This window comes from Rhizobium sp. S152 (genome assembly GCF_030380735.1).
Classification (GTDB): domain Bacteria; phylum Pseudomonadota; class Alphaproteobacteria; order Rhizobiales; family Rhizobiaceae; genus Rhizobium.
Map to the genome: position 1 here is coordinate 518,833 of NZ_JAUDRZ010000008.1, position 24,051 is coordinate 542,883.

24 protein-coding genes are annotated in these 24,051 nt (G+C 62.5%); 9 read left to right on the forward strand and 15 right to left on the reverse strand.

Features of this window, described 5'->3' with window-relative positions; all coding sequences use genetic code 11:
* A complete protein-coding gene (locus QTL95_RS12070) occupies positions 1 to 936 on the reverse strand; it encodes a histone deacetylase family protein (RefSeq protein WP_289720198.1) in 936 nt (311 codons plus the stop codon).
* Positions 937 to 1,159: 223 nt separating this feature from the next.
* Between QTL95_RS12070 and QTL95_RS12075 the strand changes: the two genes are divergently transcribed.
* A complete protein-coding gene (locus tag QTL95_RS12075) occupies positions 1,160 to 1,561 on the forward strand; it encodes an acyl-CoA thioesterase (protein ID WP_289720199.1) in 402 nt (133 codons plus the stop codon).
* Here QTL95_RS12075 and QTL95_RS12080 read toward each other — a convergent pair.
* Genes QTL95_RS12080 through QTL95_RS12090 form a run of 3 tightly spaced genes read right to left on the reverse strand, consistent with a single transcriptional unit; the run spans position 1,558 to position 3,428 of the window.
* The gene (locus QTL95_RS12080; protein WP_289720200.1) at positions 1,558 to 2,121 is read right to left on the reverse strand and encodes a biotin transporter BioY; all 564 of its coding nucleotides are present in this window, start codon (positions 2,119 to 2,121) and stop codon (positions 1,558 to 1,560) included. The genes QTL95_RS12075 and QTL95_RS12080 overlap by 4 nt on opposite strands.
* Positions 2,122 to 2,145: 24 nt before the next feature.
* Positions 2,146 to 2,754, reverse strand: a complete 609-nt coding sequence (locus tag QTL95_RS12085) for a CbiQ family ECF transporter T component (RefSeq protein ID WP_289720201.1) — start codon at positions 2,752 to 2,754, stop codon at positions 2,146 to 2,148.
* On the reverse strand, positions 2,754 to 3,428 hold the full coding sequence (locus tag QTL95_RS12090) for an energy-coupling factor ABC transporter ATP-binding protein (protein ID WP_289720202.1): 675 nt from the start codon (positions 3,426 to 3,428) through the stop codon (positions 2,754 to 2,756). The genes QTL95_RS12085 and QTL95_RS12090 overlap by 1 nt, the downstream gene beginning before the upstream one ends.
* 92 nt (positions 3,429 to 3,520) lie before the next feature.
* On the opposite strand from QTL95_RS12090, the gene QTL95_RS12095 reads away from it, so the two are divergent.
* Both QTL95_RS12095 and QTL95_RS28745 read left to right on the forward strand, forming a co-directional pair.
* Positions 3,521 to 4,711 (forward strand): winged helix-turn-helix domain-containing protein, encoded by a 1,191-nt coding sequence (locus QTL95_RS12095; protein ID WP_289720203.1) that lies wholly within the window; start codon positions 3,521 to 3,523, stop codon positions 4,709 to 4,711.
* Between the two features lie 120 nt (positions 4,712 to 4,831).
* Positions 4,832 to 5,176 (forward strand): KTSC domain-containing protein, encoded by a 345-nt coding sequence (locus QTL95_RS28745; protein ID WP_289720204.1) that lies wholly within the window; start codon positions 4,832 to 4,834, stop codon positions 5,174 to 5,176.
* Positions 5,177 to 5,224: 48 nt separating this feature from the next.
* On the opposite strand, the gene ribB is transcribed toward QTL95_RS28745, so the two are convergent.
* The 3 genes from ribB to QTL95_RS12115 form a co-directional block, all read right to left on the reverse strand.
* Positions 5,225 to 6,325 (reverse strand): 3,4-dihydroxy-2-butanone-4-phosphate synthase, encoded by a 1,101-nt coding sequence (ribB, locus tag QTL95_RS12105; protein ID WP_289720205.1) that lies wholly within the window; start codon positions 6,323 to 6,325, stop codon positions 5,225 to 5,227.
* Positions 6,326 to 6,335: 10 nt separating this feature from the next.
* Positions 6,336 to 7,433 carry a chorismate synthase gene (aroC, locus tag QTL95_RS12110; protein WP_289720206.1) on the reverse strand — a complete coding sequence of 366 codons (1,098 nt, stop codon included), beginning with the start codon at positions 7,431 to 7,433 and terminating at the stop codon, positions 6,336 to 6,338.
* A 157-nt stretch (positions 7,434 to 7,590) separates the two neighbouring features.
* Positions 7,591 to 10,761 carry a bifunctional diguanylate cyclase/phosphodiesterase gene (locus tag QTL95_RS12115; protein WP_289720207.1) on the reverse strand — a complete coding sequence of 1,057 codons (3,171 nt, stop codon included), beginning with the start codon at positions 10,759 to 10,761 and terminating at the stop codon, positions 7,591 to 7,593.
* Between the two features lie 245 nt (positions 10,762 to 11,006).
* Here QTL95_RS12115 and QTL95_RS12120 point away from each other — a divergent pair, with 245 nt between their 5' ends.
* Entirely contained in the window at positions 11,007 to 11,267 is a 261-nt protein-coding gene (locus QTL95_RS12120) for a DUF1344 domain-containing protein (protein WP_289720208.1), read from the forward strand.
* 2 nt (positions 11,268 to 11,269) lie between these two features.
* Here QTL95_RS12120 and QTL95_RS12125 read toward each other — a convergent pair whose 3' ends face one another.
* From QTL95_RS12125 to QTL95_RS12140, 4 genes are all read right to left on the reverse strand, one after another.
* On the reverse strand, positions 11,270 to 11,860 hold the full coding sequence (locus QTL95_RS12125; RefSeq protein ID WP_289720209.1) for a histidine phosphatase family protein: 591 nt from the start codon (positions 11,858 to 11,860) through the stop codon (positions 11,270 to 11,272).
* Between the two features lie 88 nt (positions 11,861 to 11,948).
* Positions 11,949 to 12,767, reverse strand: coding sequence for an enoyl-ACP reductase FabI (gene fabI / locus QTL95_RS12130; protein ID WP_289720210.1), 819 nt, complete (start codon positions 12,765 to 12,767; stop codon positions 11,949 to 11,951).
* 122 nt (positions 12,768 to 12,889) lie between these two features.
* On the reverse strand, positions 12,890 to 14,071 hold the full coding sequence (locus QTL95_RS12135; RefSeq protein ID WP_289720211.1) for a J domain-containing protein: 1,182 nt from the start codon (positions 14,069 to 14,071) through the stop codon (positions 12,890 to 12,892).
* 259 nt (positions 14,072 to 14,330) lie between these two features.
* Positions 14,331 to 14,789, reverse strand: coding sequence for an RT0821/Lpp0805 family surface protein (locus tag QTL95_RS12140; RefSeq protein WP_037180944.1), 459 nt, complete (start codon positions 14,787 to 14,789; stop codon positions 14,331 to 14,333).
* A 66-nt stretch (positions 14,790 to 14,855) separates the two neighbouring features.
* Between QTL95_RS12140 and pdxH the strand changes: the two genes are divergently transcribed.
* Positions 14,856 to 15,476: a pyridoxamine 5'-phosphate oxidase gene (pdxH, locus tag QTL95_RS12145; protein WP_289720212.1), complete on the forward strand. Its 621-nt coding sequence runs from the start codon at positions 14,856 to 14,858 to the stop codon at positions 15,474 to 15,476.
* 5 nt (positions 15,477 to 15,481) lie between these two features.
* On the opposite strand, the gene QTL95_RS12150 is transcribed toward pdxH, so the two are convergent.
* Positions 15,482 to 16,528 (reverse strand): polysaccharide deacetylase family protein, encoded by a 1,047-nt coding sequence (locus QTL95_RS12150; protein ID WP_289720213.1) that lies wholly within the window; start codon positions 16,526 to 16,528, stop codon positions 15,482 to 15,484.
* Between the two features lie 226 nt (positions 16,529 to 16,754).
* On the opposite strand from QTL95_RS12150, the gene QTL95_RS12155 reads away from it, so the two are divergent.
* Positions 16,755 to 18,029 carry a D-alanyl-D-alanine carboxypeptidase family protein gene (locus QTL95_RS12155; RefSeq protein ID WP_289720214.1) on the forward strand — a complete coding sequence of 425 codons (1,275 nt, stop codon included), beginning with the start codon at positions 16,755 to 16,757 and terminating at the stop codon, positions 18,027 to 18,029.
* 70 nt (positions 18,030 to 18,099) lie between these two features.
* Entirely contained in the window at positions 18,100 to 18,402 is a 303-nt protein-coding gene (locus QTL95_RS12160) for a pyrophosphatase (RefSeq protein WP_289720215.1), read from the forward strand.
* 12 nt (positions 18,403 to 18,414) lie between these two features.
* On the opposite strand, the gene QTL95_RS12165 is transcribed toward QTL95_RS12160, so the two are convergent.
* The 3 genes from QTL95_RS12165 to QTL95_RS12175 all read right to left on the reverse strand — a co-directional run bounded on the left by QTL95_RS12165 (position 18,415) and on the right by QTL95_RS12175 (position 21,048).
* On the reverse strand, positions 18,415 to 18,912 hold the full coding sequence (locus QTL95_RS12165) for a GNAT family N-acetyltransferase (protein WP_289720216.1): 498 nt from the start codon (positions 18,910 to 18,912) through the stop codon (positions 18,415 to 18,417).
* Between the two features lie 11 nt (positions 18,913 to 18,923).
* Complete coding sequence (gene tldD / locus QTL95_RS12170; protein WP_289720217.1) at positions 18,924 to 20,339, reverse strand: metalloprotease TldD; 1,416 nt, start codon at positions 20,337 to 20,339, stop codon at positions 18,924 to 18,926.
* A gap of 121 nt (positions 20,340 to 20,460) precedes the next feature.
* On the reverse strand, positions 20,461 to 21,048 hold the full coding sequence (locus QTL95_RS12175; protein ID WP_289720218.1) for an invasion associated locus B family protein: 588 nt from the start codon (positions 21,046 to 21,048) through the stop codon (positions 20,461 to 20,463).
* A gap of 339 nt (positions 21,049 to 21,387) precedes the next feature.
* Between QTL95_RS12175 and coxB the strand changes: the two genes are divergently transcribed.
* Positions 21,388 to 22,278 carry a cytochrome c oxidase subunit II gene (gene coxB / locus QTL95_RS12180; RefSeq protein WP_289720219.1) on the forward strand — a complete coding sequence of 297 codons (891 nt, stop codon included), beginning with the start codon at positions 21,388 to 21,390 and terminating at the stop codon, positions 22,276 to 22,278.
* A gap of 18 nt (positions 22,279 to 22,296) precedes the next feature.
* A complete protein-coding gene (gene ctaD, locus QTL95_RS12185; protein WP_289720220.1) occupies positions 22,297 to 24,012 on the forward strand; it encodes a cytochrome c oxidase subunit I in 1,716 nt (571 codons plus the stop codon).
* Positions 24,013 to 24,051: the final 39 nt, after the last annotated feature.

Sequence of the window (24,051 nt, forward strand, 5' to 3'; positions counted from 1 at the left end):
TCAACCTCTCATCATTCTCAGAATATGCAGCCCGGCCGATTCGGCGAGCCCTTCCAGATCATAGCCGCCTTCCAGAAGGCTGACGACCCGGTTGCCGGCACTTTTGTCGGCGACCTCGAGCAGCCGCCCGGTCGCCCAGTCGAAATCCTCGCCGACAAGATTGATCTGGGCCAGCGGATCGCGATGGTGCGCGTCGAAGCCGGCCGAGATAATGATCAGGTCCGGCCGGAAGTCGTTGAGCGCCGGCAGCACGCGTGACTTGAAGGCCTCGCGGAAATGGTCGCTGCCGACATTCGGCGAGAGTGGCGCGTTGACGATCGTGCCGTGCTTGCCCGTCTCGTCCTTGGCGCCGCTGCCGGGATAGAGCGGCATCTGGTGGGTGGAGCAGAAGAGTACCGAGGGATCGTCCCAGAACACGTCCTGGGTGCCGTTGCCATGGTGCACGTCCCAGTCGACGATCGCTACCCGCTCGGCGCCGTAGGTCTTCTGTGCGTGGCGCGCGGCGATGGCGGCATTGTTGAAAAAGCAGAAGCCCATCGCCTTGGATTTCGCCGCATGGTGTCCCGGCGGGCGCGAGGCGACGAAGACGTTGTCCGCCTTGCCCGTGAACACGTCGTCGATCGCGGCCATCGCCCCGCCGACGCCTGTCAGCGCCGCCTGCAGGCTTTTCGGGCTCGCATAGGTATCGGCCTCGAGCTGTTTGATCTCGCCGTCCTCTTCGGGAATCTGCCGCATCACGGCGAAGAGATGCTCTTCCGGATGGGCGAGCAAGACGGCGTCCTCGTTCGCCTGCGGCGCCTCGCGGCGCTCCAGCCGCTCGAAGTTCGGATGCTCCAGCGCGACATTGATCGCCCGCAGCCGGTCGGACCGCTCGGGGTGCCCCTCCGGCGTCACATGCTCGAGAAAGATCGGGTGTTCGTAAAGGCGGGTGCTCATCGGTTCATTCTATCCGTCTGTCGGCGGGCGATCCACAGCAGATGGGGCCGGTTGTCGCGATTTCAACAACCGCGCGGCTTCGGTCGATCGATGTCCAGGTATGTCGTCGGGAGATGGAAACCGCCCCGGAAACAACGCACTAGCGCGTGATCATCAGGAAAACCGCTTACGCTTTGCCGCGCCTTGTTTTATCATCCTGTCAGGGGACGAGGGCGGACAAGCGATGCACGACGCTGGGCGATCGAACGTGGTTGAGATGCATGTGCCGTTTCGCGACGTGGACATGAACGGCCAGATGTTTCTCGGCTCCTATATCGCCTATGCCGAATCCGTGCTCGCCAACTTCTGGTCTTCGCGGCCGCAGCTGGAGGATGAACCGCTTTACGTCGCCTCCAAGGTCACCTGCATCCTTCACCGCCCGCTGCGCTTCGACGACAAGGTGGCCTTCACCGCCTCGGTCGACAAGATCGGCCTGCGCTCCGTGGGCTTCATCATCGCGGCGGTCACCAGCGGCGAACATGCCGCCGAGGTGGAGATTATCTGGCAGGCACGATCACCCGAGGACCAGCTACCGGTGCCGCTGCCGGAGATCACCCGCGACTGGCTGTATGGCTTCGTGGACTAGCCGCGTGCCGGCAATAGCGGGTAGCCCGCCATGACGGCGCGGCCGACCAGTGCGGCGACGAAGGCCTTGATGATGTCGCCGGGAATGAAGGCCATCGAGCCGAGGAATGCCTTGCTGAAGTCGATCCCGGCGGCGAAGGTCAGGTAGACGATGCCGAAGGCATAGAGCACGACCACGCCGCCCATCACCGCCGCCAGGAAGAATCCGGCCGTCTGTGCGAAGGCGGATTGGCCCTCCCGGACAACCGTCTGGCTGATATAGCCCGTCGTCAGCGCCGCGAACACCCAGCCGATCAGGAAGCCGGTGGTTGGCGCCGCGAAGGCGGCAAGGCCGCCGCGGCCGCCGGACAGCACCGGCAGGCCGATGGCGACAAGCACCAGCACGATCAGCACCGCGATCGTCCCGCGCCGCGCGCCCAGCACCACGCCGGCCATCATCACGCCGAGCGATTGCGCCGTGATCGGTACCGGAATGAAGCCGAGCGTGATCGGCGGCAGCAGTCCGAGCGCAACGATGATGGCGGCGAAAAGGGCGGAGAGAACGAGATCGCGGGTGCTCATGGGGACTCCGTGTTTTAATTTCTGCTAATCCACATGCCGCCGAATGCCGCGGGCGTCAATCGCCGCCGCGATGTTATCCGCATCCTTGAGGGTGAGGATGATCAGCGGCACCAGCACCGTCGTCGGACGCAGCTTGATGCCGCGCGCCGCATGGGCTTCGCGGATGGCATGGTAGCGGCTTAGAATTTCAGGCACGAAACGCACCACAAGCCCGACCGCCAGCCCGACATCGTCGGCGCGCAGCAGGCCGAGCCGTTCCAGTGGCCGCGCCAGAAGCGTGATCTCGTCCATGAACTGCGTGACTGATGTCGTCGCGGTGACGGAGGCGGCAAAAAGCATCAGCGCCGTCAGCCGCAACAGCGCGATGACGGCTTCGTGCCAGGGATTGAAGGCGAGGCTGAACAGGGCGACGATCACGATCGTCAGGAAGATCGGCCGCAGCCGCGCCAGCGCCGCGCGAAAGGGCAGTCCGATGCTCAGATAGACCACGGCGGTTGCCGCGACGGCAGCCGCAAGCAGCGCGATATCGGCGGTCGCAAACAGCAGGATGCCGAGAAGGGCGAGGGCGATCAGTTTCGCCCGGGCGGAAAGCCGGTGCATCGAACTGCTGCCTTCGACGAAGAGCGATTGCATCAGCCGGCGATCTCCCGGTAGCGGCGAACGGCCTCGGTGGGTAGCGCATCGGCAACGAGCTGTCCTTCGTGGAAAACCAGCACGCGGTCGTAGCCGGAAACGAGGTCGAGATCGTGGGTGATGACGATCGTCTGCTCGTGGAGGTCATCAATCAGCTTCTGCACCAGGCCGCGGTTGCGCAGGTCGAGCTGGTTGGTCGGCTCGTCGAGGATGAGAATGCCGGGATCCGTCGCCAGCACAGAGCACAGGGCCGCGACCTGCAGTTCCCCGCCCGAGAGCTCGTGGGCGCGGCGGTCGGCGAGGTGCGCCGCGTTGAAACGTGTGAGCACCGCCTCGACCTTGGCGTCGATCTCGGCCTTGCTCAGACCACGGCTTTTCAGCCCGAAGGCGATGTCATCGCGCACGATCGGCAGGATGATCTGGTTCTGCGGCGATTGAAAGATGAAGCCGACGGCGCCGGGTCCGGTCTTCTCGTCCGCCGTGTCGCGACCGTCGACGAGCACTCGCCCAGCCGTCGGTTTCGTCAGGCCGTTGATGAGGCGCGCGAAGGTCGTCTTGCCGGAGCCGTTGAGCCCGATGATGCCTATGCGGCGTTCGCTGATCTCAAGCGTCAGCGGCTGCAGCGCGACCCGTTTTCCATAGCTGACGCCGGCGCCTTCGAAGCGGATATCCAAGCGATCCCCCTGACTTGATACGCCGCTCTATAAACCAATGCCGGCCCTGAGATAACGGGTGGCGGGGAATATTTTCCGGATTATGCTGGGCCATGACGACTCTCATCTCGAATGCCGATGCACGCCGCGTGTTCCTTGCCAAGCAGGGATTGAGCGCGCCGCCCAACAAGGCCCTGAGCAAATCGGGGCTGCTGCAGCTGATCAACGATATCGGCTTCGTCCAGGTGGACAGCATCCAGACCGTGGAACGGGCGCATCACCAGATCCTGTTCTCGCGCAACCAGACCTACAGGCGCGAGCACCTGACGTCGCTGCTGGAGAAGGACGGCGCGCTGTTCGAACACTGGACGCATGACGCCTCGATCCTGCCGAGTGCCTTCTTCCGCTACTGGAAGCACAAGTTCCGCCGCGAAGAGGACGTCCTCGTCGAGCGCTGGCGCAAGTGGCAGGGGGAGGGCTATGCGGATGCGTTCGACGAGACCTACGAACGGGTGGCGCGCGACGGCGCGACCATGGCACGCGAGATCAAGGCCGATGGCCACGTCTCGGGCGGCTGGTGGAACTGGCACCCTAACAAGACCGCGCTCGAATATTTCTGGCGCACCGGCAAGTTCGCCATATCCGGCCGCTCCAATTTCCAGAAGATCTACGATCTGGTCGAGCGCGTCATCCCAGCCGAGTTCCATGAGCCCGAGGTGAGCCGCGAGGAGTTCGTCGACTGGGCCTGCCGCAGCGCCCTGACGCGCCTCGGCTTCGCCACGCACGGCGAGATCGCGGCCTTCTGGGACCTGCTGTCGCCGGATGAGGCCAAGGCATGGGTAGCGGAGCATCGCGACGAGCTGGAGGAAGTGCTTGTAGAGCCGGCGCTCGGTGGCAAGCCGCGTCCGTCCTGGGCGCTCGCCGGATTTCTGTCGTCGATCGATGAGCACCCGGGCGCCCCGCCGCGTATCCGCGTGCTCAGTCCCTTCGACCCGATGATCCGCGATCGCAATAGGACCGAGCGCCTGTTCGGCTTCTTCTACCGCATCGAGATATTCGTGCCGGAACCGAAGCGGGAATACGGCTATTATGTCTTCCCGCTGTTGGAGGGCGACAGGCTGATCGGCCGCATCGACATGAAGGCGGATCGCAAGAACGGCCGTCTCGACGTCAAACGCCTCTGGCTGGAACCGGGCGTGCGCCCATCCGCAGGCCGCATCGAAAAGCTGCTGGCCGAGCTCGACCGCGTCGCCAGGTTTGCCGGCGTCGAGCAGGTGGTGCTGATGGACGGCTGGCAGGGCTGAACGCAGTCGGGATAACTCGAATTTTACGAAATTGCTTCGCGATTACAAAGCATTAATGTTGATGCGCGCTTTACCATGCTTGTCCTGAACTCTTTAAGACACGCTTGCGTAGATGGCTGCATGAAAACACGAGCCATCAAATTCGCCGTATGGACGGCCCTGAACAGCCTTCGCCGCGAGGTGCGGGCGCTGCTGCGAATGCGACGCGATGCGCGCGCCGCGACGATCGTCACCCGCGCCGGACGGCAGGCGAAGATGGAGCCGTTGACGGTGAAGTCGACGCTGATCGATGCGGTCTATTTCAGCCAGGAGGACGGCCGGCTTCGCGTCTGCCTGAGCAATGGCGAGGAGCGGCAGTTCGAAGGCGTGGCCGAATCTGATGTGATCGCCATGGTCACGTCGCAGTCGCCGGGACAATATTACATTCAAAACGTCCGCAGCCGCTTCAGGCGCATCGCCGCCTGAGCATGAACCGGCGGCACGTTAGCGCCGCCGGGTCTGATCTCATCGATCTCAGCCAATCTCGGTTTCGGCGATCTTGATGCCGAAGCCTTCGAGGCCGACGTAGTGGCGCTCGCTGCGAGTCAGGAGCTTGATCGAGCTGACGCCGAGATCCTTCAGGATCTGCGCTCCCAGACCGATTTCCAGCCATTCGCTTTCACGGTTCTGCGCTTCCGCATGGGCTTCGCGGCCCTGGCCCAGCGCCTTGCGGCCGTTGTCCTGATGACCGACGCCCACCGAACCTTCGCGCAGGTAGACGATGACCCCGCGACCCTTCTCGGCGATCTTCTTCATGTAGTGATCGACGGTGCGCTTGCCGAACAGGTCGTCCACGACGCTTTCCGTATGCAGGCGAACCGGAATGTCGATGCCGTCGCGGATGTCGCCGAAGACGACCGCGAGATGCTGCATCGGATCCCAGGGCAGCGAATAGCTGTGTGCCTTGGCCTTGCCGAACGGCGTTTCGACGTCGAAGCTCGCCTGCAGCTGGATCAGCGTTTCCTTGCGCTGGCGATAGGCGATGAGGTCGGCGACGGAAACCAGCTTCAGGCCGTGCTCTTCGGCAAAGCTGGACACCTGCGGACCGCGCATTACGCTACCGGTGTCGTTGACCAGTTCGCAGATCACGCCGATCGGCGGCAGGCCGGCGAGCTTGCAGAGATCGACAGCGGCCTCGGTATGGCCGGAGCGCATCAGAACGCCGCCCTCGCGGGCGACCAGCGGGAAAATGTGGCCGGGGCGCACGAAGTCGGAGGCGCCGACATTCGGATTAGCGAGGTTGCGCACCGTCAGCGTGCGGTCGTCGGCTGAAATGCCGGTCGTCGTGCCGTGCTTGAAGTCGACGGTGACGGTGAAGGCAGTCGTGTGCGCTGAATCGTTTTCGGCGACCATGGCGTTGAGACCGAGGCGCTTGGCCTCTTCCTTCGGCATCGGCGTGCAGACGATGCCCGAGGTGTGGCGCACGATGAAGGCCATCTTTTCCGGCGTACAGTGCACGGCGGCGACGATGAGGTCGCCTTCGTTTTCGCGGCCGTCGTCATCGACGACAACGACGATTTCGCCGGCCTCGAAAGCCCGGATAGCGTCAACGACGCGCTTCTGATCGTAAGCCATGGAGATATTCCTATTTCAGTCGGCCGGTCTGGCCGCGGTCACGGAGATAGTGGTCGGCGATGGCGCAGGCGACCATGGCCTCGCCGATCGGCACCGCGCGGATGCCGACGCAGGGGTCGTGGCGACCCTTGGTACGGATATCGACGTTCTTGCCGTCCGCGTCGATCGACTGACGCTCTGTCAGGATCGACGAGGTCGGCTTGATCGCGAAGCGGGCGACTAGCGGCTGCCCTGTCGAAATGCCGCCGAGAATGCCGCCGGCGTGATTGGACAGAAAAATCGGCTGCCCGTCATTGCCCATGCGCATTTCGTCGGCGTTTTCCTCGCCGGTGATTTCGGCGGCTTCGAAGCCGTTGCCGATCTCGACGCCCTTGACCGCGTTGATCGACATCAGCAGCGAGGCGATGTCTTGGTCGAGCTTGGAATAGATCGGCGCGCCGAGACCGGCCGGAACGCCGTCGGCGACGACCTCGACCACGGCGCCGATCGACGAACCCTTCTTGCGTATGCCATCGAGATACTCTTCCCAGACGGGAACGATCTCGGGATCGGGCGCGAAGAACGGGTTCTGGTCGACCTGGTCCCAGTCCCAGTTGTCGCGGTTGATCTTGTGCTTGCCGATCTGCACCAGCGCGCCGCGCACGCGAACGCCGGGAACGACCAGCCGTGCAATTCCGCCGGCCGCCACGCGCGCCGCCGTCTCGCGCGCCGAGGAGCGTCCGCCGCCGCGATAGTCGCGGATGCCGTATTTCAGATCGTAGGTGTAGTCGGCATGGCCCGGCCGGTACTGGCGGGCGATCTCGCCGTAGTCCTTGGAGCGCTGGTCGGTGTTTTCGATCAGCATCGAGATCGGCGTGCCGGTCGAGATCATCGTCTCGCCGTCCTCGTCGAACATCACGCCGGAGAGGACCTTTACCAGATCGTCCTCGCGACGCTGGGTCACGAAGCGCGACTGGCCGGGCTTGCGCTTGTCGAGCCACACCTGCAGGTCTGAAAGCTTGAAGCGCAGGCCGGGAGGGCAGCCGTCGACGACGCAGCCGAGCGCCGGTCCGTGGCTTTCGCCCCAGGTGGTTACGCGGAAGAGGTGACCGAATGTATTATGCGACATATGTTCCGACCGGATCGCGCTGCACCGTCACTGCCGGCCGCGCCGTTCTTCAAAAGGCGCGACACTCATAGGCCAAAAGCGGTGACGGAAAAAGGCTTTCTTTGCTTGAAAGCGGTCGCTGACGAAAATGCTGTTTCTGCAAATCGTGAACGACCATCTACGAGGCGAGCCGCCAGGATTGTTCCATCGCGGCGTTGCAGAAATCCTCGAAGGAAAGCGGACGGGCGAAAGCATAGCCCTGCAGAAGATCGCAGCCGAGTTCGTCGAGAAGTGCTGCATGTGCCCCTGTCTCGACGCCCTCGGCCACGGTTTCCACGCCGAGCGAACGGGCGATGTCGATGATCGAGCTTACCAACGCGCGTTCCTGTGGCGAGGTGACGATCGGCTGCACCAGCTGTCGGTCGATCTTCAGCCGCTTCGGCCTGAGCTTCAGAAGGCTGACGATCGAGGTGTGTCCGGTGCCGAAGTCGTCGATCTCGATGTCTATGCCGAGCGCCTTGATACGTTCGATATTCTCCGCAGCGATATCCTCGCTCTCGTCGAGAAAGATCGATTCGACGAGTTCGAAGGAAATCTCGCCGGGCGTGATCTGCAGCCCGCTCAGCGAATGCAGCAGATTGTCGTCGTGCAGCCGCCGCGCAGAAACGTTGACGGAGACCTTCGGAACAGTGATCCCCATCGCCGCCCAGCGCATCTTGTCCTTGAGCGCGGTTTCCAGAACGATGCGGTCGAGTGCCTGCACGACGTTGATTTCGTCGGCGATCTTCAAGAAGCGGTCGGGTGTCAGCAGGCCACGGGTCGGGTGCTGCCAACGCACCAGCGCCTCAATGCCGGTCAGCTGCATCGTGCGTGCGCTGAACTGCGGCTGGTACCAGGCGGTGAACTCGCCGTTCTCGATGCCCGCGAGGATCTCGTCAGCCATCCGCTTGTTGTTGATGATATCGGCCTGGAGGTTGTGATTGAAGAACTCGAAGCGGTTCCGGCCCAGGCTCTTTGCGCGGTAGAGCGCGATATCGGCATTGATCAGCACCTTGCGCGCATCGACATGTACGCCGTTGGCAAGCGCGATGCCGATCGAAACGCCGCAGCGGCAGGAGAAGCCCTGGAAATCGACCGGCTGCCGCATTTCCTCGATCACGCGTGCCGATAGCGCCGACATTTCGGTGTCGCTGGCGTTTTGCGCCAGGATCACGAACTCGTCGCCACCGATGCGCGCCACGAGATCTCCGTCGCCGATGCTCCGCGACAGGATCTTCGACGCATGCACCAGCATGGCATCGCCGGCGGCATGGCCGAGCGTGTCGTTGATTTCCTTGAAGCGATCGAGGTCGATATGCAGGATGGCGAACCTCTGGCGGTCACGCTCGCCATCGATCGTCAGGCGCTCCAGCGCGATGTCGAGTTTGCGGCGGTTGGCGAGTGCTGTCAGCGGGTCGTGCAGCGAATTGTGCTCGATGCGATTGTTGGCAAGCTCGAGCTCGATGTTTTTGGCGACGGCCTCGTCCTTGGCAGCCTTGAGCTTGATGGTCATCAGCGCGTCTTCGGTGACATCGAATGCAACACCGATGATCTTCAGCTGGCCGCTCGGCGTCTGGTGCACCTTGCCGGTGGAACGGACATAGCGGATGCCGTCATCCCGGGTCGGAACGCGGCAGATCAGCGTATGGCTATCTCCGAGCTGCTGATAGTAGCGCGCGCTTTCCACCGCCAGATGCCGATCTTCCTCGAGAATGCAGGAAAGCCATGTCTCTTCGGTCATGAAGCCGGATGTCGGCGCCAGCTCATAGAGATCGTGCATCCGCTCATCCCAGATGGACCCCTGGTCGCCAAGCGTCGCTTCCCATATGCCGCACTGGTAGGAATCCAGCGCCAGGTCGAGCTTGCCCGACAATTCCGCCAGTTCGGTCTCCCGTCGCGACAGTTCGTCCAGCGCCAGTTCCAGCTCGGCGTTCTTGATGTCGCTGAGGTCCTTGGCCTTGCGCAGCGTCTCCGCCGCTTCCGCATCCGCCGTCACGTCCCAGACGATACCGACCGTCTTATCGGCTCCGCCCGCGTCGGTGTAGAAGGCGCCGACGGAGCGCAGATGCCGGAGCGAGCCGTCTTCCAGTTCGATGCGGTATTGTGCGGTATAAGCGGAGCCGGCGACGTTGTAGTTGAAGAAGTGCACCTCCGCGACATGGCGGTCCTCGGGCAAGATCGTCGCCAGCCAGTCCTCGAGCGAGTGGCTGCCGTCTTCCGGTTTCTTGCCGTGAAGCGCTGCCGCGCGCGCATCCCAAAACAGTGTGTGCCCGTGGTCGTGCAACTCCCATATGCCGATCTTCGACGATTCCAGCGCCAGATTGAGCCGCTGCGAGAGTTCCAGCAGTGTCGCCTCGCGCGCCTGGAGCTGCCTGATGTTACGGTTGCGCTCGCCGAGCAGCAGTGCGGCGAAGAACACGGAGAGGATCAGGATGCCTCCTGCAATAAGGATGATCACCCGCAATACCGGTTGGTTGTCAGGCGTTTCATCCCATCCGGCCTTCGGCACGGCGGCGATTTCCCACTGTCCGCCGGCGAAATTCACCTTGCGCAGCATTGGCTGCCTGTCCAGCACGTCGGACGGCCCGTAGAAAGGCGCTGCAGGTCCATCCTTGCCCGCCAGATCGCGCACCGCGATCGAAAGATGGTCGAGATGCGGATACTTCTCTTCGTTTTCGTTGTTGTGCACGGCCTTCAGGCCGGTGCTCTGATAGAAAAGGCTCTGGTCGATCGCCACCTCGACGGCGCCCCAGACCTTGCGTATCCCGTTTTCCTTGACGAAGACGGGAAAGAAGATCGCGAAGTTGTCCTTGTCGTCGATCCCTTTGATCGGTCCGTAGAAACGGGCCTGATGCATGCCGATATCGCGTAGTCCCTGCGTCGAGGGAAGCGCGTCGCGCACGTCCTTGCCAAGCCGCTCCTTGGCGGCGCGCGGCGGATACACGGAGCTGACGATGAAGTTGGGAGCAAGCGCCACGTGCACGAAATGCGGGTTCTGGATCAGCAGCCAGTTGATCTGCCGCTCCATTTCCTCGGTATTCATGGCGGAACTGATCGCAACCATGTTCGCGAGGTCCCGGACGACGGTCATGTCCATGTTGATCTGCGCCGTCAGGCGGGCGCGAAGCAGCCCTGTCTCGTTTTCGGTGCGGATGCTCAATTCGCGAAGATGAGTTGCAGTATTGGCGCGATCAAGACTGAAGCCGACGATAACGACCATCGCCGCGACGATGCTGGAAACCAGAAATGAGACGCGGGTATTCCGGAAGACGCGCCGCAGCCTGTTGCTGTTCTTGAGGCGGAATGGCAAAAGAAGGTTCCCCTGTTTGGGGAAAGACTCTAGGTCGCGTCAGTTAATTTACGATTTCCTCGATCTCAACTTCGGCGATAGTCGAAAAACACTTCGGGGATTGTTAATGAATTCTTATGGAGACCGTTAGACTTCATTCATAAATTAGGCGCGGAAGGCCATTCTTCAGGGCAAATTTCGCCATATTCGAGGGGTTATCTGTGAGCAATTGGATATTGGAATCGCGTTTTCGAGGGAAAGCCGTCATGCGTTTTGTAGTTGCTACCCTTCTGGCCACGGCAAGCTTCCTGTCGCCGATCAACAGTTTCGCCGAGAGCGCGGACGTCGAAGCCACGATCAAGACGATCGACATGACCAATCTCAGTCTGGTGCTGGATGACGGCAAGACCTATCAGGCGCCGGAAGAGTTCAATTTCGAAGGGCTTAAAGCCGGCGTGAAGGTCATCGTCTTCTACACGGAGGTCGATGGAAAACGCGTGATCAACGACCTCGACGTCGTTCCCTGAAATCAGATCCAGCCGATAAGATTGTCCGACGTCTCGATCTTGAGGATGCGGTCCTGCGGGATCTCGCCCTCGGCCGCTTCATCCTTCGGCAGCCCCGCGATCGTCCTGAACATGCTGCGGATCACCCCGCCATGCGTCACGCACACCGTTGGCCGGTCCACGGAATTCAGCCAGGACGCCACCCGCCATGACATGATTTCATAGCTCTCGGCGGCAGGCCCCGGTGGAATGAAATCCCACTTGTTGAGGTTGCGCTCGGTGATCCGGTCACGCGCGGTCGCTTTTAGTTCCTTGATTGTAAAGCCTTCCCAGTCGCCGAAGGAAACTTCAACCAGCCGCTCGTCGGTGCGGTAGTCTTCCGGTGCAAGGCCCATGGCGCCGCGCAGGATTTCCATCGTCGCGCGTGTGCGGCCGAGAGGGCTGGCGACGAAGTCGAAGGCAATGCCTTCCACCTTGAGGATTTCGGCGAGATCGACGCCGTTCTGGCGCGCCTGTTCGCGGCCGATGGCGTTCAGGGGAATGTCCTTTTGCCCTTGCAGGCGACGTTCGGCATTCCAGTCAGTCTGGCCGTGTCTGACGACGTAGATAAGCAATGATCGGCTCCGTGTGGCGAACGCGCCTCCCGAATCGCTGTCGCGAAGTCGGCGGGAGACGCGAGCGCGATGCATTACAGGAGTGCGATCAATCCTTTATGACGGAAATATCCGGCGCGTCCACTGCCTTCATGCCAATGACATGATAGCCGCTGTCGGCATGGTGCACTTCGCCGGTGACGGAGCGCGACAGGTCGGACAGCATATAGAGGCCGACGTCGCCGACTTCCTCGATCGTCACGGTACGGCGCAGCGGTGCATTGTACTCGTTCCACTTGAGGATGTAGCGGAAATCGCCGATGCCGGAGGCCGCGAGCGTCTTGATCGGGCCGGCCGAGATCGCGTTTACACGGATGTTCTTCGGTCCGAGATCGACGGCGAGATACTTGACGCTGGCTTCGAGTGCGGCCTTGGCGACGCCCATCACGTTGTAGTTCGGCATGACCTTCTCGGCGCCGTAATAGGTCAGCGTCAGCATCGAGCCGCCATCGGTCATCAGCTTTTCGGCGCGGCGCGCCACCGACGTGAACGAATAGACGGAGATTTGCATGGTCTTGGCGAAGTTGTCGGCGGTCGTATCGACGTAGCGGCCGGTCAGTTCGTCCTTGTCGGAGAAGCCGATCGCATGCACGATGAAGTCGATCTTGCCCCAGGTCTTTTCGATGTTGTCGAAAACCTCGTCGATCGATGCTTCATCGCTGACATCACAGTGGCCGGCCAGAATGCCGCCGAGTTCGGCGGCCAGCGGCTCTACGCGCTTCTTCAGGGCGTCGCCCTGGTAGGTGAATGCGATTTCGCCGCCCTGCGCATGAATGGCCTTGGCAATACCCCACGCAATCGAGCGATTGTTGGCGACGCCCATGATGACGCCGCGTTTGCCTGACATGAGGCCTGCTGCCTGAGTCATAATTCGTCCCCTAAGATTCCTGATCGATCCTGCCTATGGCATAGCCGGCCCATCGGTTCAAGATTGGCAGCAATCATCAACTGTTAGGGATCGTAATAAAGGGTGCTCTACTCACTGGAATCTTACAAAAACAGCCCGTTCTTCATGCTGCGCATGAGATCCGTGACCTTGTCGTCGGGCTTTTCCCACAGGATTATCCGGAGTTCGACCACAAGATCGCCCTTTCCGCCGACGTCGTTGGGAAGCCCCTGGCCTTCGACGCGGATGGTCTTGTCGGAACCGGACCATGCGGGAACGGTGATGGAAAGCGAACCGTCGGGGCCGTCGATCGTCGCTTCCGTGCCGAGCACCGCGTTCTCGATCGTAACCGGCAACACCGTATGCAGGTCGAAGCCGTCGACTGTGAAATGCGGATCCGGCGCGATGTGCAGAGTGATGATAGCATCGCCGCGCTGCATGCCGGTCAACTTGTGGCCCTGGCCCTTCAGGCGCACCTGATGCCCCTCCGTCATGCCGGGGGCGAGCTGGATGACAGCGTCGCGGCCTTCGCCGAGATCGACGGTCAGGCGACCGCCCTTCAGCAGCTCGCCGACGGCAACTGTCGCTGTCACCGTCTGGTCCGGCGCCTTTTCCGGCGCGGGCGCCGGTGCTCCGGTGAAGCGGCGGACCAGCGAGGTCAGCAGGCTAAGCGGCTGCAGGATGGCGGCGGAGGCAGCGGCTGCGTCTTCCGCAGGCTGCTCGGCCTCGGCCTTGGGGGCATCCACCGGCTTCTCGGCATTGGCTTTCGCGGGCTCGGGGCGCTTGGCGGCAGCAGGTGCCGGACCGGCAGCCTGGCTGCGTCCGCCGCCGGAAGCGGCGCGTGCGCCGAAAATCCGCTCGACCACCTCTTCAGCCGCTTCCGCGGTGCCGGCCTGCTGCTGCTTGGCGGCGTCGGCGGCGGCCTTCTGCGCGGCGGCGCGGGCAAGCTCTTCCATCACGCGCTCGGCATTCTCCTGCGCCGCCTTGGCGCGAAGCGCGGCTTCGCGGGCGGCGTTGCGCTGCTGCATGATGGTGTTGTCGTCGGCCTTGCTCGCTGCGGCGGCCTTGGCTTCCGCCATGCGGGCGGCACTGTCGAACAAGCTGCGCTTCCTGGGATCCTTCAGCGTATCGTAGGCGCGGCCGATCTCGGCGAACCGCGCGGTCGCGGTCGGGTCGCCCTGGTTGTGGTCGGGATGCGCAACCTTTGCCATGTTGCGCCACGCTGCCTTGATCTCATCCTGTCCCGCGTCGCGCCTGACGCCCAATGTCTTATAAGGATCGCGCATATGTCTCAAACCGCCGGTTAGGGTGCGGTGTGCTTGCTTTGTCCTGCACACCGAGCTCTTACAACTCATTTGGTGCGTCCGGGTTCACTTCCAAAGAAGATAAATGAACGCGCTAATCAGGCTGATCCTCCGGTAAAGTTGCTAATCAGTCCTTATTTCGCATCGACGCGGCCGGCGCTTTCACGCCGGATGGTTATCGTTTTGCTAAAAATTGAACGAAGTACGCAAGGCCATGCCGGGCAGGGCCAGCCTGCGCATGTCAGCTCTCCGGCTGGAAGCTCAGAAGCTGCCAGTTGCCACCGCCGACCAGGCATGTCTTGCCGTAGAATTTGGCGATGCCGACATAGGAATGGCGGGTGGTGCGGAACTGCCGGCAGACTTGTCCGGTATCGCTATTTTCGACGATCGTGTCGATCACGCCGGCGCTGCCCGTCGAGGCGTTCGCCCAAGGCAGCGGGCGTCCCTGCAGGCCGTTGATATCGGCCGAGGTGACGGCATTGCCGACGGTCATTTCATCCGAGATGCTGTCGCTGGTCGGTGCCGGCTGCGGCACGGTGCCGGTGGCGACCGAGCGATCGACCTTCGAACTGCTGAACAGATCGAGCCCCCCGGCCATGCAGCCGGAGAGGGAGAGCACTGCCATGCCGACAACGCAGAAGGCCGCGCTTCGACGCAGCAGACCCTTTGTATGACGACCTGACTTTGCTATGACTTCCACCCTTCGTCCTGTCCAGTAGCGTAAAGCTGGGCAAATTTCGCATAAACCCGGGGCATTTGAGCTAATATGTCGGAAAATGAGTTAACAACCAGTGACTTCACCGAGCGAAACGAGCCGTTCGACATCTTTGCCGACTGGCTCAAGGAAGCCGAGGCTTCCGAGATCAATGACCCGAATGCGGTAGCGCTGGCGACGGTCGACGAAAACGGCCTTCCCAATGTCCGCATGGTTCTCCTTAAGGGGTTCGATCTCAACGGGTTTGTCTTTTACACGAATTTCGAAAGTCAGAAAGGCCGAGAGATCCTCGGGCAGAAAAAAGCCGCCATGTGTTTTCACTGGAAAAGCCTGCGTCGTCAGGTGCGGCTGCGTGGCGATGTCGAAATCGTGACCGACCGGGAAGCCGACGAATATTACAAGACGCGCGCTCGCGGCAGCCGAATCGGCGCCTGGGCCTCCAAGCAGTCGCGTCCGCTGGAGAGCCGATTCGCGCTCGAAAAGTCGGTGGCCGAGTACACCGCGCGCTATGCGATCGGCGACATTCCGCGCCCGCCGCACTGGTCCGGCTTCCGCATCAAGCCGGTCTCGATCGAATTCTGGAAGGACCAGACGTTCCGCCTGCACGATCGCGTCGAGTTTCGCCGCGAAACGCCGGATGGCGACTGGAGCAAGGTGCGGATGTATCCGTAGCCGCCTCAGCGGCCCATGAGCTTCAGTGGAATGCCCGACGCGAGGCCCGAGACATAGCGGGCCTTCTGGTAGAGCCCGTTGATCGACAGTCGTGGAAGATAGGCGGTGCTGGAAAGCGACCGTGGCGTCACCACGCCCGGCTGCGTCGTCACCGCAATTTTGAAGCCCATGTCTCCGGCGATTCCGGCCTCACGGGATGTCGCCGCTTCGCGGGTGCCATAGGGGTAGGCGAACGCCTGCGGCCGCCGGCCGCTGATCTCGGTCACGTAGTCCAGCGACGCCTGCATCTCCACGCGCACCTCGGCGTCCGACAGCCGCGAAACGGCGCGGTGGCTCACCGTGTGGGCGCCGAGCGAGGCCAGCGGACTGGCGTCAAGCAGGTTGAGCTCCGGCGCCCCCATGACGAGGTCTTCGACGATCTCGATAGGATCGACGTCATGCGCGCGGGCAAGCGCATCGATGGCGGCCACCGCCGTGCTCTCGTCGCTCTGGTGGATAAAGCGGGCGAAGTGCCCGAATGCCTGCGCCTTGCCCGAAGGCGTCGAGCAGTCGATCGCCTCGCTGCCGCCGCCGAAATCGAAGGTCAGCCGCTCTTCCTTGCGTAAAAGCACCGCCAGCGTCTCCCACCAGATGGTGTGGGTGCGCTCGGTCAGCCCCTTGGCGACGAAAATGGTGAAGGGCGTCTCGTGGCGCTCGAAGACGGGAAACGCGTAGACCAGATTGTTGCGATAGCCGTCGTCGAGCGTGAACGCCGCGAAGGGCTGCTTGGGCGACGGTTCGGCCAAAAGGGCAGGGACGTCGTCCAGCGCCACGAAGCGATAGCCGTCGCGTTTCAGCTGCGAGAGCGCCTCTTCCAGGAACTCCGGCGTGATTTCGAGGTGCGCGTTGGGAGAGAAGGACGCGCCCTGATCGGGGCGGACATGATGCAGCGTGAAGATCGCGCCACGTCCACGCGCGCCGCGCATCAGGCCCGTCGAACGGATCACATTCGCGGCTTCCAGCCCGCCTGATATCGCGATTCGCTTGACAAATTGCTTGGCGCTCGCCTTCATTCCGCTGGCCCTCAGGTCTCGTCGGGCGGCGAAATTATCAGGCCTGAGGTTAAGTGTTACTGAACATTGAGCTTTTTTCTTTCCGTTTTACCGTTTCTTCACCAAGAAAGGTAAAACTTGAGAAAAATGGTATCAGTTGCCGCAAAGTCGCGCCACATTGTGGCCTCTTATAGCGTAACGGGACATCCGCGTGGGACCGCGTCACCAGTACATTGAGGGGAAGTGCATGAGAAAGCTATTGGCCGCGTTTATGACTGCGACGCTCGTCGTTGCAGCGCCATTGGCGGCAATGGCAGGCAGCGCCACCCTGATCCTCGATGCACGGACGGGCAAGGTTCTGACCTCCGAGAATGGCGATACCCTCAACCATCCCGCATCGCTCACCAAGATGATGACGATCTACATGGCCTTCGAAGCGATGAGCCGTGGCAAGATGACCTGGAATACGCCGATCGTGATGTCGAAATACGCCGCCTCCCGCCCGCCGACCAAGCTCGGCGTGCGCCCCGGCACCACGATCACCGTGCGCGAAGCGATCCTCGGCATGATCACCAAGTCGGCCAACGACGCCGCTGCCGCCATGGGCGAGAAGCTCGGCGGCTCGGAAAGCAATTTCGCCCGGATGATGACGCAGAAGGCGCGCCAGCTCGGCATGAGCCGCACCGTCTTCACGAACGCATCCGGTCTGCCCGACAGCCGTCAAGTGACCACCGCTCGCGACATGTCCACGCTCGCCGTAGCCCTCATGCGCAATTATCCGAACGAGTACCGCCTGTTCGCCACGCAGAGCTTCAGTTTCCGCGGCAAGCAGATCCGCGGCCACAACAATCTCATGTACCGCTATCAAGGCATGGACGGCATCAAGACTGGCTACACCAATGCCTCCGGCTTCAATCTCGTCAGCGCTGTCCGCGACGGCAACCGCCGCGTCGTCGGCGTGGTGATGGGCGGCCGCACGGCCCGCAGCCGCGATGCGATCATGGAAAACCTTCTCGACAAGTATCTTGGCCGCGCAACGAGCGGCGGCAAGCTGGTCGCCAGCGTCAACGCCCGCCAGCCGGTCGAGGTTGCCTCCGCCGCTGCCGCCAGCGATCTGCCGCTGCCGGCAACGGCACCCCGCTCGAACGAGCTCGCGCCGCCGCCCCAGGCGCTCGGCTATCTCAGCGACACCGTGCCGATGGAGCGCCCGTCCGCGCTGGACGAAATGGCCAATGCCGGCAAGCCCGCCGCTTCGCGCCCCGTCGCCAACGGCGAATGGCAGATCCAGATCTCGGCCGCCCCGACCGACGATGCCGCGCGTGCGCTTCTCGCTCTCGCCAAGGCCGAAGGTGGTCCGGCGCTGAAGACCGCGTCTCCCTACACCGAAGCCGTCGGCAGCGGTTCCAGCAAGGTCTACCGCGCACGCTTCGTCGGCTTCCAGAGCCGCGACGCCGCGACGTCCGCCTGCGACGCGCTGAAGAAGCGCTCCTACGACTGCATGCTGCTGCCCGATCACGGCTGATCGGCCAGCCATTCTGACTGGACATTGTCACTGAATCAGGGTTCTCCTACGGAAACGAAAGGAGAACATGATGCTGGACGATCTTGCCCGAAAATTCGAGCGTGCCTCGAGCGCCTATGCCGGAGAAAACGGCATCACGCGCGATGCCGACTGGTTCCTCCTGAAGCTTCAGGAAGAAATGGGCGAGCTGACCCAGGCCTGGAACCGTGTGAGCGGGCGAGGGCGGCCGAAGGGCCGTTCCGGCGAGGACATGGCCCGCGACCTAGAAGACGAAGCCGCCGACGTGCTCGGCCATATCCTGCTCTTCGCGCACCGCAACGATCTCGACCTCGCGTCGGCGATCAAGCGCAAGTGGCGGTTTTCGCCGGATTAAGCTCTCTGAGCCTCAGGCGGCGCGTAGGCTCAGCCTGTAGAACTTGCTGTCGACGGCCATGACGGGGAAGCTCTCAGGCAACGTGCTCTTCTCGACTTCGATGAAGCCGTTCTTCTCGTAGAAGCGATGCGCGGCGAGAAACTTGTCCGTCGTCCCGAGATAGATGTCGGAAAGCCCCTGCGTTTCGGCATGCCGCACCAGTGCCGCAAGAAGTGCCGTGGCCACGCCACGTTCGCGCCCGCGAAAATCCGCCGCCACGAACATCTTGCGCAGTGCCGCCTGGTCGTTGCCGATATCCTTGAGGCCGATCGTGCCGACCACGATGTCATCCGATGTCGCCACCCAGAACTGACCCTTGCCCGACTGGTAGAACTCGGGAATGGCTGAAAGATCCGGCTGGTCGGCGGCGGTGATCGCGATCCCGAACTCCTCGCTCTGGATCGGAAGGATCGTCGAGATCACGCCGTCCTTGTCCGACGGCGCGAAGGGGCGAATGCGGATATCGGTCATCGGGGAGGGGCCTACGCCTGCGTGCCGCCGACGGTGACCTGGTTCATCCTCAGATGCGGCTGGCCGACGCCGACGGGAACCCACTGGCCCGCCTTGCCGCAATTGCCGATGCCGGTGTCGAGCTTCATGTCGTTGCCGACCATGGAGATCCGCTTCATCGCATCCGGACCATTGCCGATCAGCATGGCGCCCTTGACGGCGGGACCGATCTTGCCGTTCTCGATCAGATAGGCCTCGGTGCAGCCGAACACGAACTTGCCCGAGGTGATGTCGACCTGTCCGCCGCCGAAGGAGACGGCATAGATGCCCTTCTTGACCGACGAGATGATTTCTTCCGGCGTCTTGTCGCCGCCGAGCATGTAGGTATTGGTCATGCGCGGCATCGGAACGTGCGCATAGCCCTGCCGGCGACCATTGCCGGTTGCCTTCATGCCCATCAGCCGCGCGTTCTGCCGGTCCTGCATGTAGCCGACGAGCTTGCCGTTTTCGATCAGCACGTTGTAGGCCGACGGCGTGCCTTCGTCGTCGATGGTAATGGAGCCGCGGCGGTTGTCGATCGTGCCGTCATCGACCACGGTGACGCCCGGGGCCGCGACCATCTGGCCGAGCAGGCCGGCGAAGGCCGATGTCTTCTTGCGGTTGAAGTCGCCTTCCAGCCCGTGGCCGACGGCCTCGTGCAGCATCACGCCCGGCCAGCCGGAGGAAAGCACCACGTCCATCGTTCCGGCCGGGGCCTCGATCGCCTCTAGATTGACCAGCGCCTGACGCAGGGCCTCGTCGGCGCCGTATTGCCAGCTGCCCTCGGCGATGAAGTCGCCAAAGCCGATGCGCCCGCCGCTGCCGTAGGAGCCGCTTTCCTGGCGGTCACCCTGGCCGACCATGACCGAGATGTTGATGCGCGTCATCGGGCGGATGTCACGCACCCGGTGGCCGTCGGCGCGCAGGATGTCGACCACCTGCCAGCTGGCTGCGACCGAGGCCGTCACCTGCCGCACCTTGTCGTCCTTGCCCCGTAGATAGGCGTCGATGTCCTGCAGGACCTTTACCTTCTCCTCGAAGGTGGGCGAGCCGATCGGGTTCTCGTCGCTGTAGAGCTTCTTGTTCGTCCCTTGCGGAGCGGCCGCATAGCTGCCGGTATAGCCGCGCGTCACCGCGCCCACGGCGTCGGCCGCCCGCTTCAGCGCCGAGACCGAGAGATCGCCGGCATGCGCATAGCCCACCGCTTCGCCTGCAACCGCGCGCAGGCCAAAACCCTGCTCGGTGTTGAAGCTGCCGCCCTTCAGGCGGCCGTTGTCGAACATCAGCGATTCCGCCTGCGCGTGCTCGATGAACAGTTCTCCGTCGTCGGCGCCGGAAAGGGCCTCGGCGACAAGCGAACGCATCTTCGCTTCGTCGGCGTCGAAAAGCGTCAGGAGATCGGTATTCATGTCATTATGCTCCGCTGCGGCAGGAAGTGCTTCCAGCCGATGTAGGTCCCGGGGACGGTTCGAGCAAGTGTCGAATTCGTAAGGATCGCAGAAGCGATCAGGCCTGAAGCCGGGCCAGGTATCAGGGAAGCGCGTCGTAGCCTTCGGCGAAGCCCTTTAGGTCGACGGGAATGCCGATGCCTTCTTCAGGCGTCTGGAAGACGATGAAGGTAGCGCTGGCGCCGCTGCGGAAGGTCTTCAAGAGTTCGTCCTCGAGCACGACTTCGGCATAGCAGCCGTCGGCGAAGCAGCGCACGAAATAGGCGCGGCCGATATCCTTGCCGTCGACGTTGAGGCCGAGACCGTTCGGCAGCAGCACGCCGAGAGGTGCGAGCACGCGGAGAATCTTCGACTTGCGGTCGGCAGTCTTCAGCACGACGACCGACAGCCCGACTTCCGGGCGATCCTCGGCGATGACGTTCTGCATCAGCGCGCACTGCTCGGTCGAAGCGCCGGCCGGCTTGTCGCAGACGACGGACCATGCGCCGTGGTTCGACTTCACCGTGCCGGGAGCCTGCGGCTGCGTCTGGCCCGGGGTCGCCTGAGCCGCCGGCGCGCCGGGAGCCGGCTGCGGGGTCGGCGCGGGTTGCTGGGCGAAGGCGGGCGCCGTCGCGGCGGCCGCAATACACGCTGCCAGGATAAACGGCCGTGCAAGCGAAGGGAAACCCATGAAAACCTCTGGAATTCGAATCAGTGCCGCTAAAGTGAGGCGACCCATCCAAAATGAAAAGCCCCACCTGCTGAAAAGCCGGGGACTACGGCGGAAATGGGACGTTAACCAGAGAATGTTCGCCAAGTCGATTGGCCGGCGCGGCGAATTTGCCTATGATGGTCTCTAAAGATGCCATTTTCAGTCATGTTTCCGGGACGTGGAGGGAAGCGAAAATGCCGCATCTACAAATGCTTTGCGCTGTTGCGGCGCGTAGCAAACTGTGGTTTGAAGCGCAGAGGATGGCAAGATTCCGCACGGTTTTTGCGCGGGTCGGCGCTAGAGGGAGATGTTAACGTGATGAAGAAGGCTTACGCAGCCATGACAGCGCTATGCTGTCTGCTGTTTGCTTCCGGCAGTTATGCCGACCAACCGATGCCTTGGCAGGCAACATTGCAGCCGGCGGCCACGCCGATCATGCGCTCCATTCATTGGTTCGAGCAATATACCCTCTGGTTCATCGTTCCCATCACGCTCTTCGTGCTGGTGCTCCTGATCGTCGTCTGTTTCAAGTTTCGCGCCGGCGCGAACCCGGTTCCGTCGAAGACCAGCCACAACACGCTGATCGAGATCGTGTGGACCGTCGGCCCGGTTCTGGTGCTGCTGTTCCTGGCGATCCCGTCCTTCACGCTTCTGACCGACCAGCTGACGCTGCCGGAAAACCCCGACGTGACGATCAAGGCGACCGCGACCCAGTGGCAGTGGAACTACGAGTATGAAGGCACTGGCGAAAACCAGCTCGCCTTCGATTCCTTCCTGCTCAAGGATCAGGACCGCGCCGCCGCCGGCAAGGAAGACCGGGCGGTTTATCCGCGTCTTCTCACCGTCGACAACGAGCTCGTGCTGCCTGTCAACAAGACGGTTCGCGTTCTCGTGACCGCCGCTCCGACCGACGTCATTCACGCCTTCGCCATGCCGTCCTTCGGCGTCAAGATCGATGCCGTTCCCGGGCGCCTCAACGAGACCTGGTTCAAGGCGGAGCGTGAAGGCCTGTTCTACGGACAGTGTTCCGAGCTTTGCGGCAAGGACCATGCGTTCATGCCGATCGCCATCCGTGTCGTCTCCGAGGACAGGTACAAGCAGTGGCTGACCACGGCCGCCGCCGACCTTCCCGGAGCCTACAAGGCACTCATGGCCGCAACCGATGGTCCCGCAAAGGCCGTCGACGTTGCCGATAACGTCGCAAAGTAAGGAAGAGGGAACGCACCAATGGCTGGACCTTCGACACACGATCATTCGCATGACCACGATCACGGCGCCCACGCGCATGACGATCATCACCATGACGATCACCATCATGACCATTCGCACAAGCCGAGCTTCGTCAACCGCTGGTTCTTCTCGACGAACCACAAGGACATCGGCACGCTCTACCTGATCTTCGCGATCATCGCCGGCATCATCGGCGGCGCGCTCTCCGTTGCCATGCGCATGGAGCTGCAGGAACCCGGCATCCAGATCTTCCATGGCCTCGCCGCCATGGTCTACGGCTACGAGGGCGATGCCGCCATCGATGGCGCCAAGCAGATGTTCAACATGTTCACGACCGCGCACGCGCTGATCATGATCTTCTTCATGGTCATGCCGGCGATGATCGGCGGCTTCGCCAACTGGATGGTGCCGATCATGATCGGCGCACCCGACATGGCCTTCCCGCGCCTGAACAACATCTCCTTCTGGCTGATCGTTCCGGCCTTCTTCCTGCTCATCCTGTCGATGTTCGTCGAAGGCCCGGCCGGCGCCTACGGTGCAGGCGGCGGTTGGACGATGTATCCGCCGCTGTCGAGCTCCGGCACGCCGGGACCGGCGGTCGACCTCGCGATCTTCGCGCTCCACATCGCCGGCGCGTCGTCGATATTAGGTGCGATCAACTTCATCACCACGATCCTCAACATGCGCGCTCCGGGCATGACGCTGCACAAGATGCCGCTCTTCGCCTGGTCGGTGCTGATCACCGCCTTCCTGCTCCTGCTGTCGCTCCCGGTTCTCGCCGGCGCCATCACCATGATGCTGACCGACCGCAACTTCGGCACGACCTTCTTCTCGCCTGAAGGCGGCGGCGATCCGATCCTCTACCAGCACCTGTTCTGGTTCTTCGGTCACCCTGAGGTCTACATCCTGATCCTGCCGGGCTTCGGCATCGTCAGCCACATCATCTCGACCTTCTCGAAGAAGCCCGTCTTCGGATATCTCGGCATGGCCTACGCCATGGTCGCGATCGGCGCCGTCGGCTTCGTCGTCTGGGCCCACCACATGTACACGGTCGGTCTGTCGCTCGATGCGCAGCGCTACTTCGTCTTCGCGACGATGGTCATCGCCGTGCCGACGGGCGTGAAGATCTTCTCCTGGATCGCGACGATGTGGGGTGGCTCGATCACCTTCTCAACGCCGATGGTCTGGGCGATCGGCTTCATCTTCCTGTTCACCGTCGGCGGCGTCACCGGCGTGCAGTTGGCGAACGCCGGTCTCGACCGTTCGCTGCACGACACCTACTACGTCGTGGCGCACTTCCACTACGTTCTGTCGCTCGGCGCGGTCTTCGCGATCTTCGCCGGCTGGTACTACTGGTTCCCGAAGATGTCGGGCTACATGTACAACCAGTTCATCGGCAAGCTGCACTTCTGGGTCATGTTCATCGGCGTAAACCTGGTGTTCTTCCCGCAGCACTTCCTCGGCCTGGCAGGTATGCCGCGCCGCTACATCGACTATCCCGATGCCTTTGCCGGCTGGAACTACGTGTCGTCCATCGGCTCCTACATCTCGGCCGTTGGCGTGCTGATCTTCCTCTTCGGCGTCTTCGAAGCCTTCGCCAGGAAGCGCGTCGCCGGAGACAATCCATGGGGTGAGGGTGCTACGACCCTCGAGTGGCAGCTTTCGTCGCCACCCCCTTATCACCAATGGGAACAGCTCCCGCGCATCAAGTAAATGGATGCGAGACATCGTGATCGCCGCCGGAGGAGCGCG

Bases quoted from the DNA above. Each gene is read 5' to 3' on its own strand.
- QTL95_RS12070 (WP_289720198.1), bottom strand. From the start codon at position 936: ATGAGCACCCGCCTTTACGAACACCCGATCTTTCTCGAGCATGTGACG.
- QTL95_RS12075 (WP_289720199.1), top strand. From the start codon at position 1,160: ATGCACGACGCTGGGCGATCGAACGTGGTTGAGATGCATGTGCCGTTT.
- QTL95_RS12080 (WP_289720200.1), bottom strand. From the start codon at position 2,121: ATGAGCACCCGCGATCTCGTTCTCTCCGCCCTTTTCGCCGCCATCATC.
- QTL95_RS12085 (WP_289720201.1), bottom strand. From the start codon at position 2,754: ATGCAATCGCTCTTCGTCGAAGGCAGCAGTTCGATGCACCGGCTTTCC.
- QTL95_RS12095 (WP_289720203.1), top strand. From the start codon at position 3,521: ATGACGACTCTCATCTCGAATGCCGATGCACGCCGCGTGTTCCTTGCC.
- QTL95_RS28745 (WP_289720204.1), top strand. From the start codon at position 4,832: ATGAAAACACGAGCCATCAAATTCGCCGTATGGACGGCCCTGAACAGC.
- ribB (WP_289720205.1), bottom strand. From the start codon at position 6,325: ATGGCTTACGATCAGAAGCGCGTCGTTGACGCTATCCGGGCTTTCGAG.
- aroC (WP_289720206.1), bottom strand. From the start codon at position 7,433: ATGTCGCATAATACATTCGGTCACCTCTTCCGCGTAACCACCTGGGGC.
- QTL95_RS12120 (WP_289720208.1), top strand. From the start codon at position 11,007: ATGCGTTTTGTAGTTGCTACCCTTCTGGCCACGGCAAGCTTCCTGTCG.
- fabI (WP_289720210.1), bottom strand. From the start codon at position 12,767: ATGACTCAGGCAGCAGGCCTCATGTCAGGCAAACGCGGCGTCATCATG.
- QTL95_RS12135 (WP_289720211.1), bottom strand. From the start codon at position 14,071: ATGCGCGATCCTTATAAGACATTGGGCGTCAGGCGCGACGCGGGACAG.
- pdxH (WP_289720212.1), top strand. From the start codon at position 14,856: ATGTCGGAAAATGAGTTAACAACCAGTGACTTCACCGAGCGAAACGAG.
- QTL95_RS12150 (WP_289720213.1), bottom strand. From the start codon at position 16,528: ATGAAGGCGAGCGCCAAGCAATTTGTCAAGCGAATCGCGATATCAGGC.
- QTL95_RS12155 (WP_289720214.1), top strand. From the start codon at position 16,755: ATGAGAAAGCTATTGGCCGCGTTTATGACTGCGACGCTCGTCGTTGCA.
- QTL95_RS12160 (WP_289720215.1), top strand. From the start codon at position 18,100: ATGCTGGACGATCTTGCCCGAAAATTCGAGCGTGCCTCGAGCGCCTAT.
- QTL95_RS12165 (WP_289720216.1), bottom strand. From the start codon at position 18,912: ATGACCGATATCCGCATTCGCCCCTTCGCGCCGTCGGACAAGGACGGC.
- tldD (WP_289720217.1), bottom strand. From the start codon at position 20,339: ATGAATACCGATCTCCTGACGCTTTTCGACGCCGACGAAGCGAAGATG.
- QTL95_RS12175 (WP_289720218.1), bottom strand. From the start codon at position 21,048: ATGGGTTTCCCTTCGCTTGCACGGCCGTTTATCCTGGCAGCGTGTATT.
- coxB (WP_289720219.1), top strand. From the start codon at position 21,388: ATGAAGAAGGCTTACGCAGCCATGACAGCGCTATGCTGTCTGCTGTTT.
- ctaD (WP_289720220.1), top strand. From the start codon at position 22,297: ATGGCTGGACCTTCGACACACGATCATTCGCATGACCACGATCACGGC.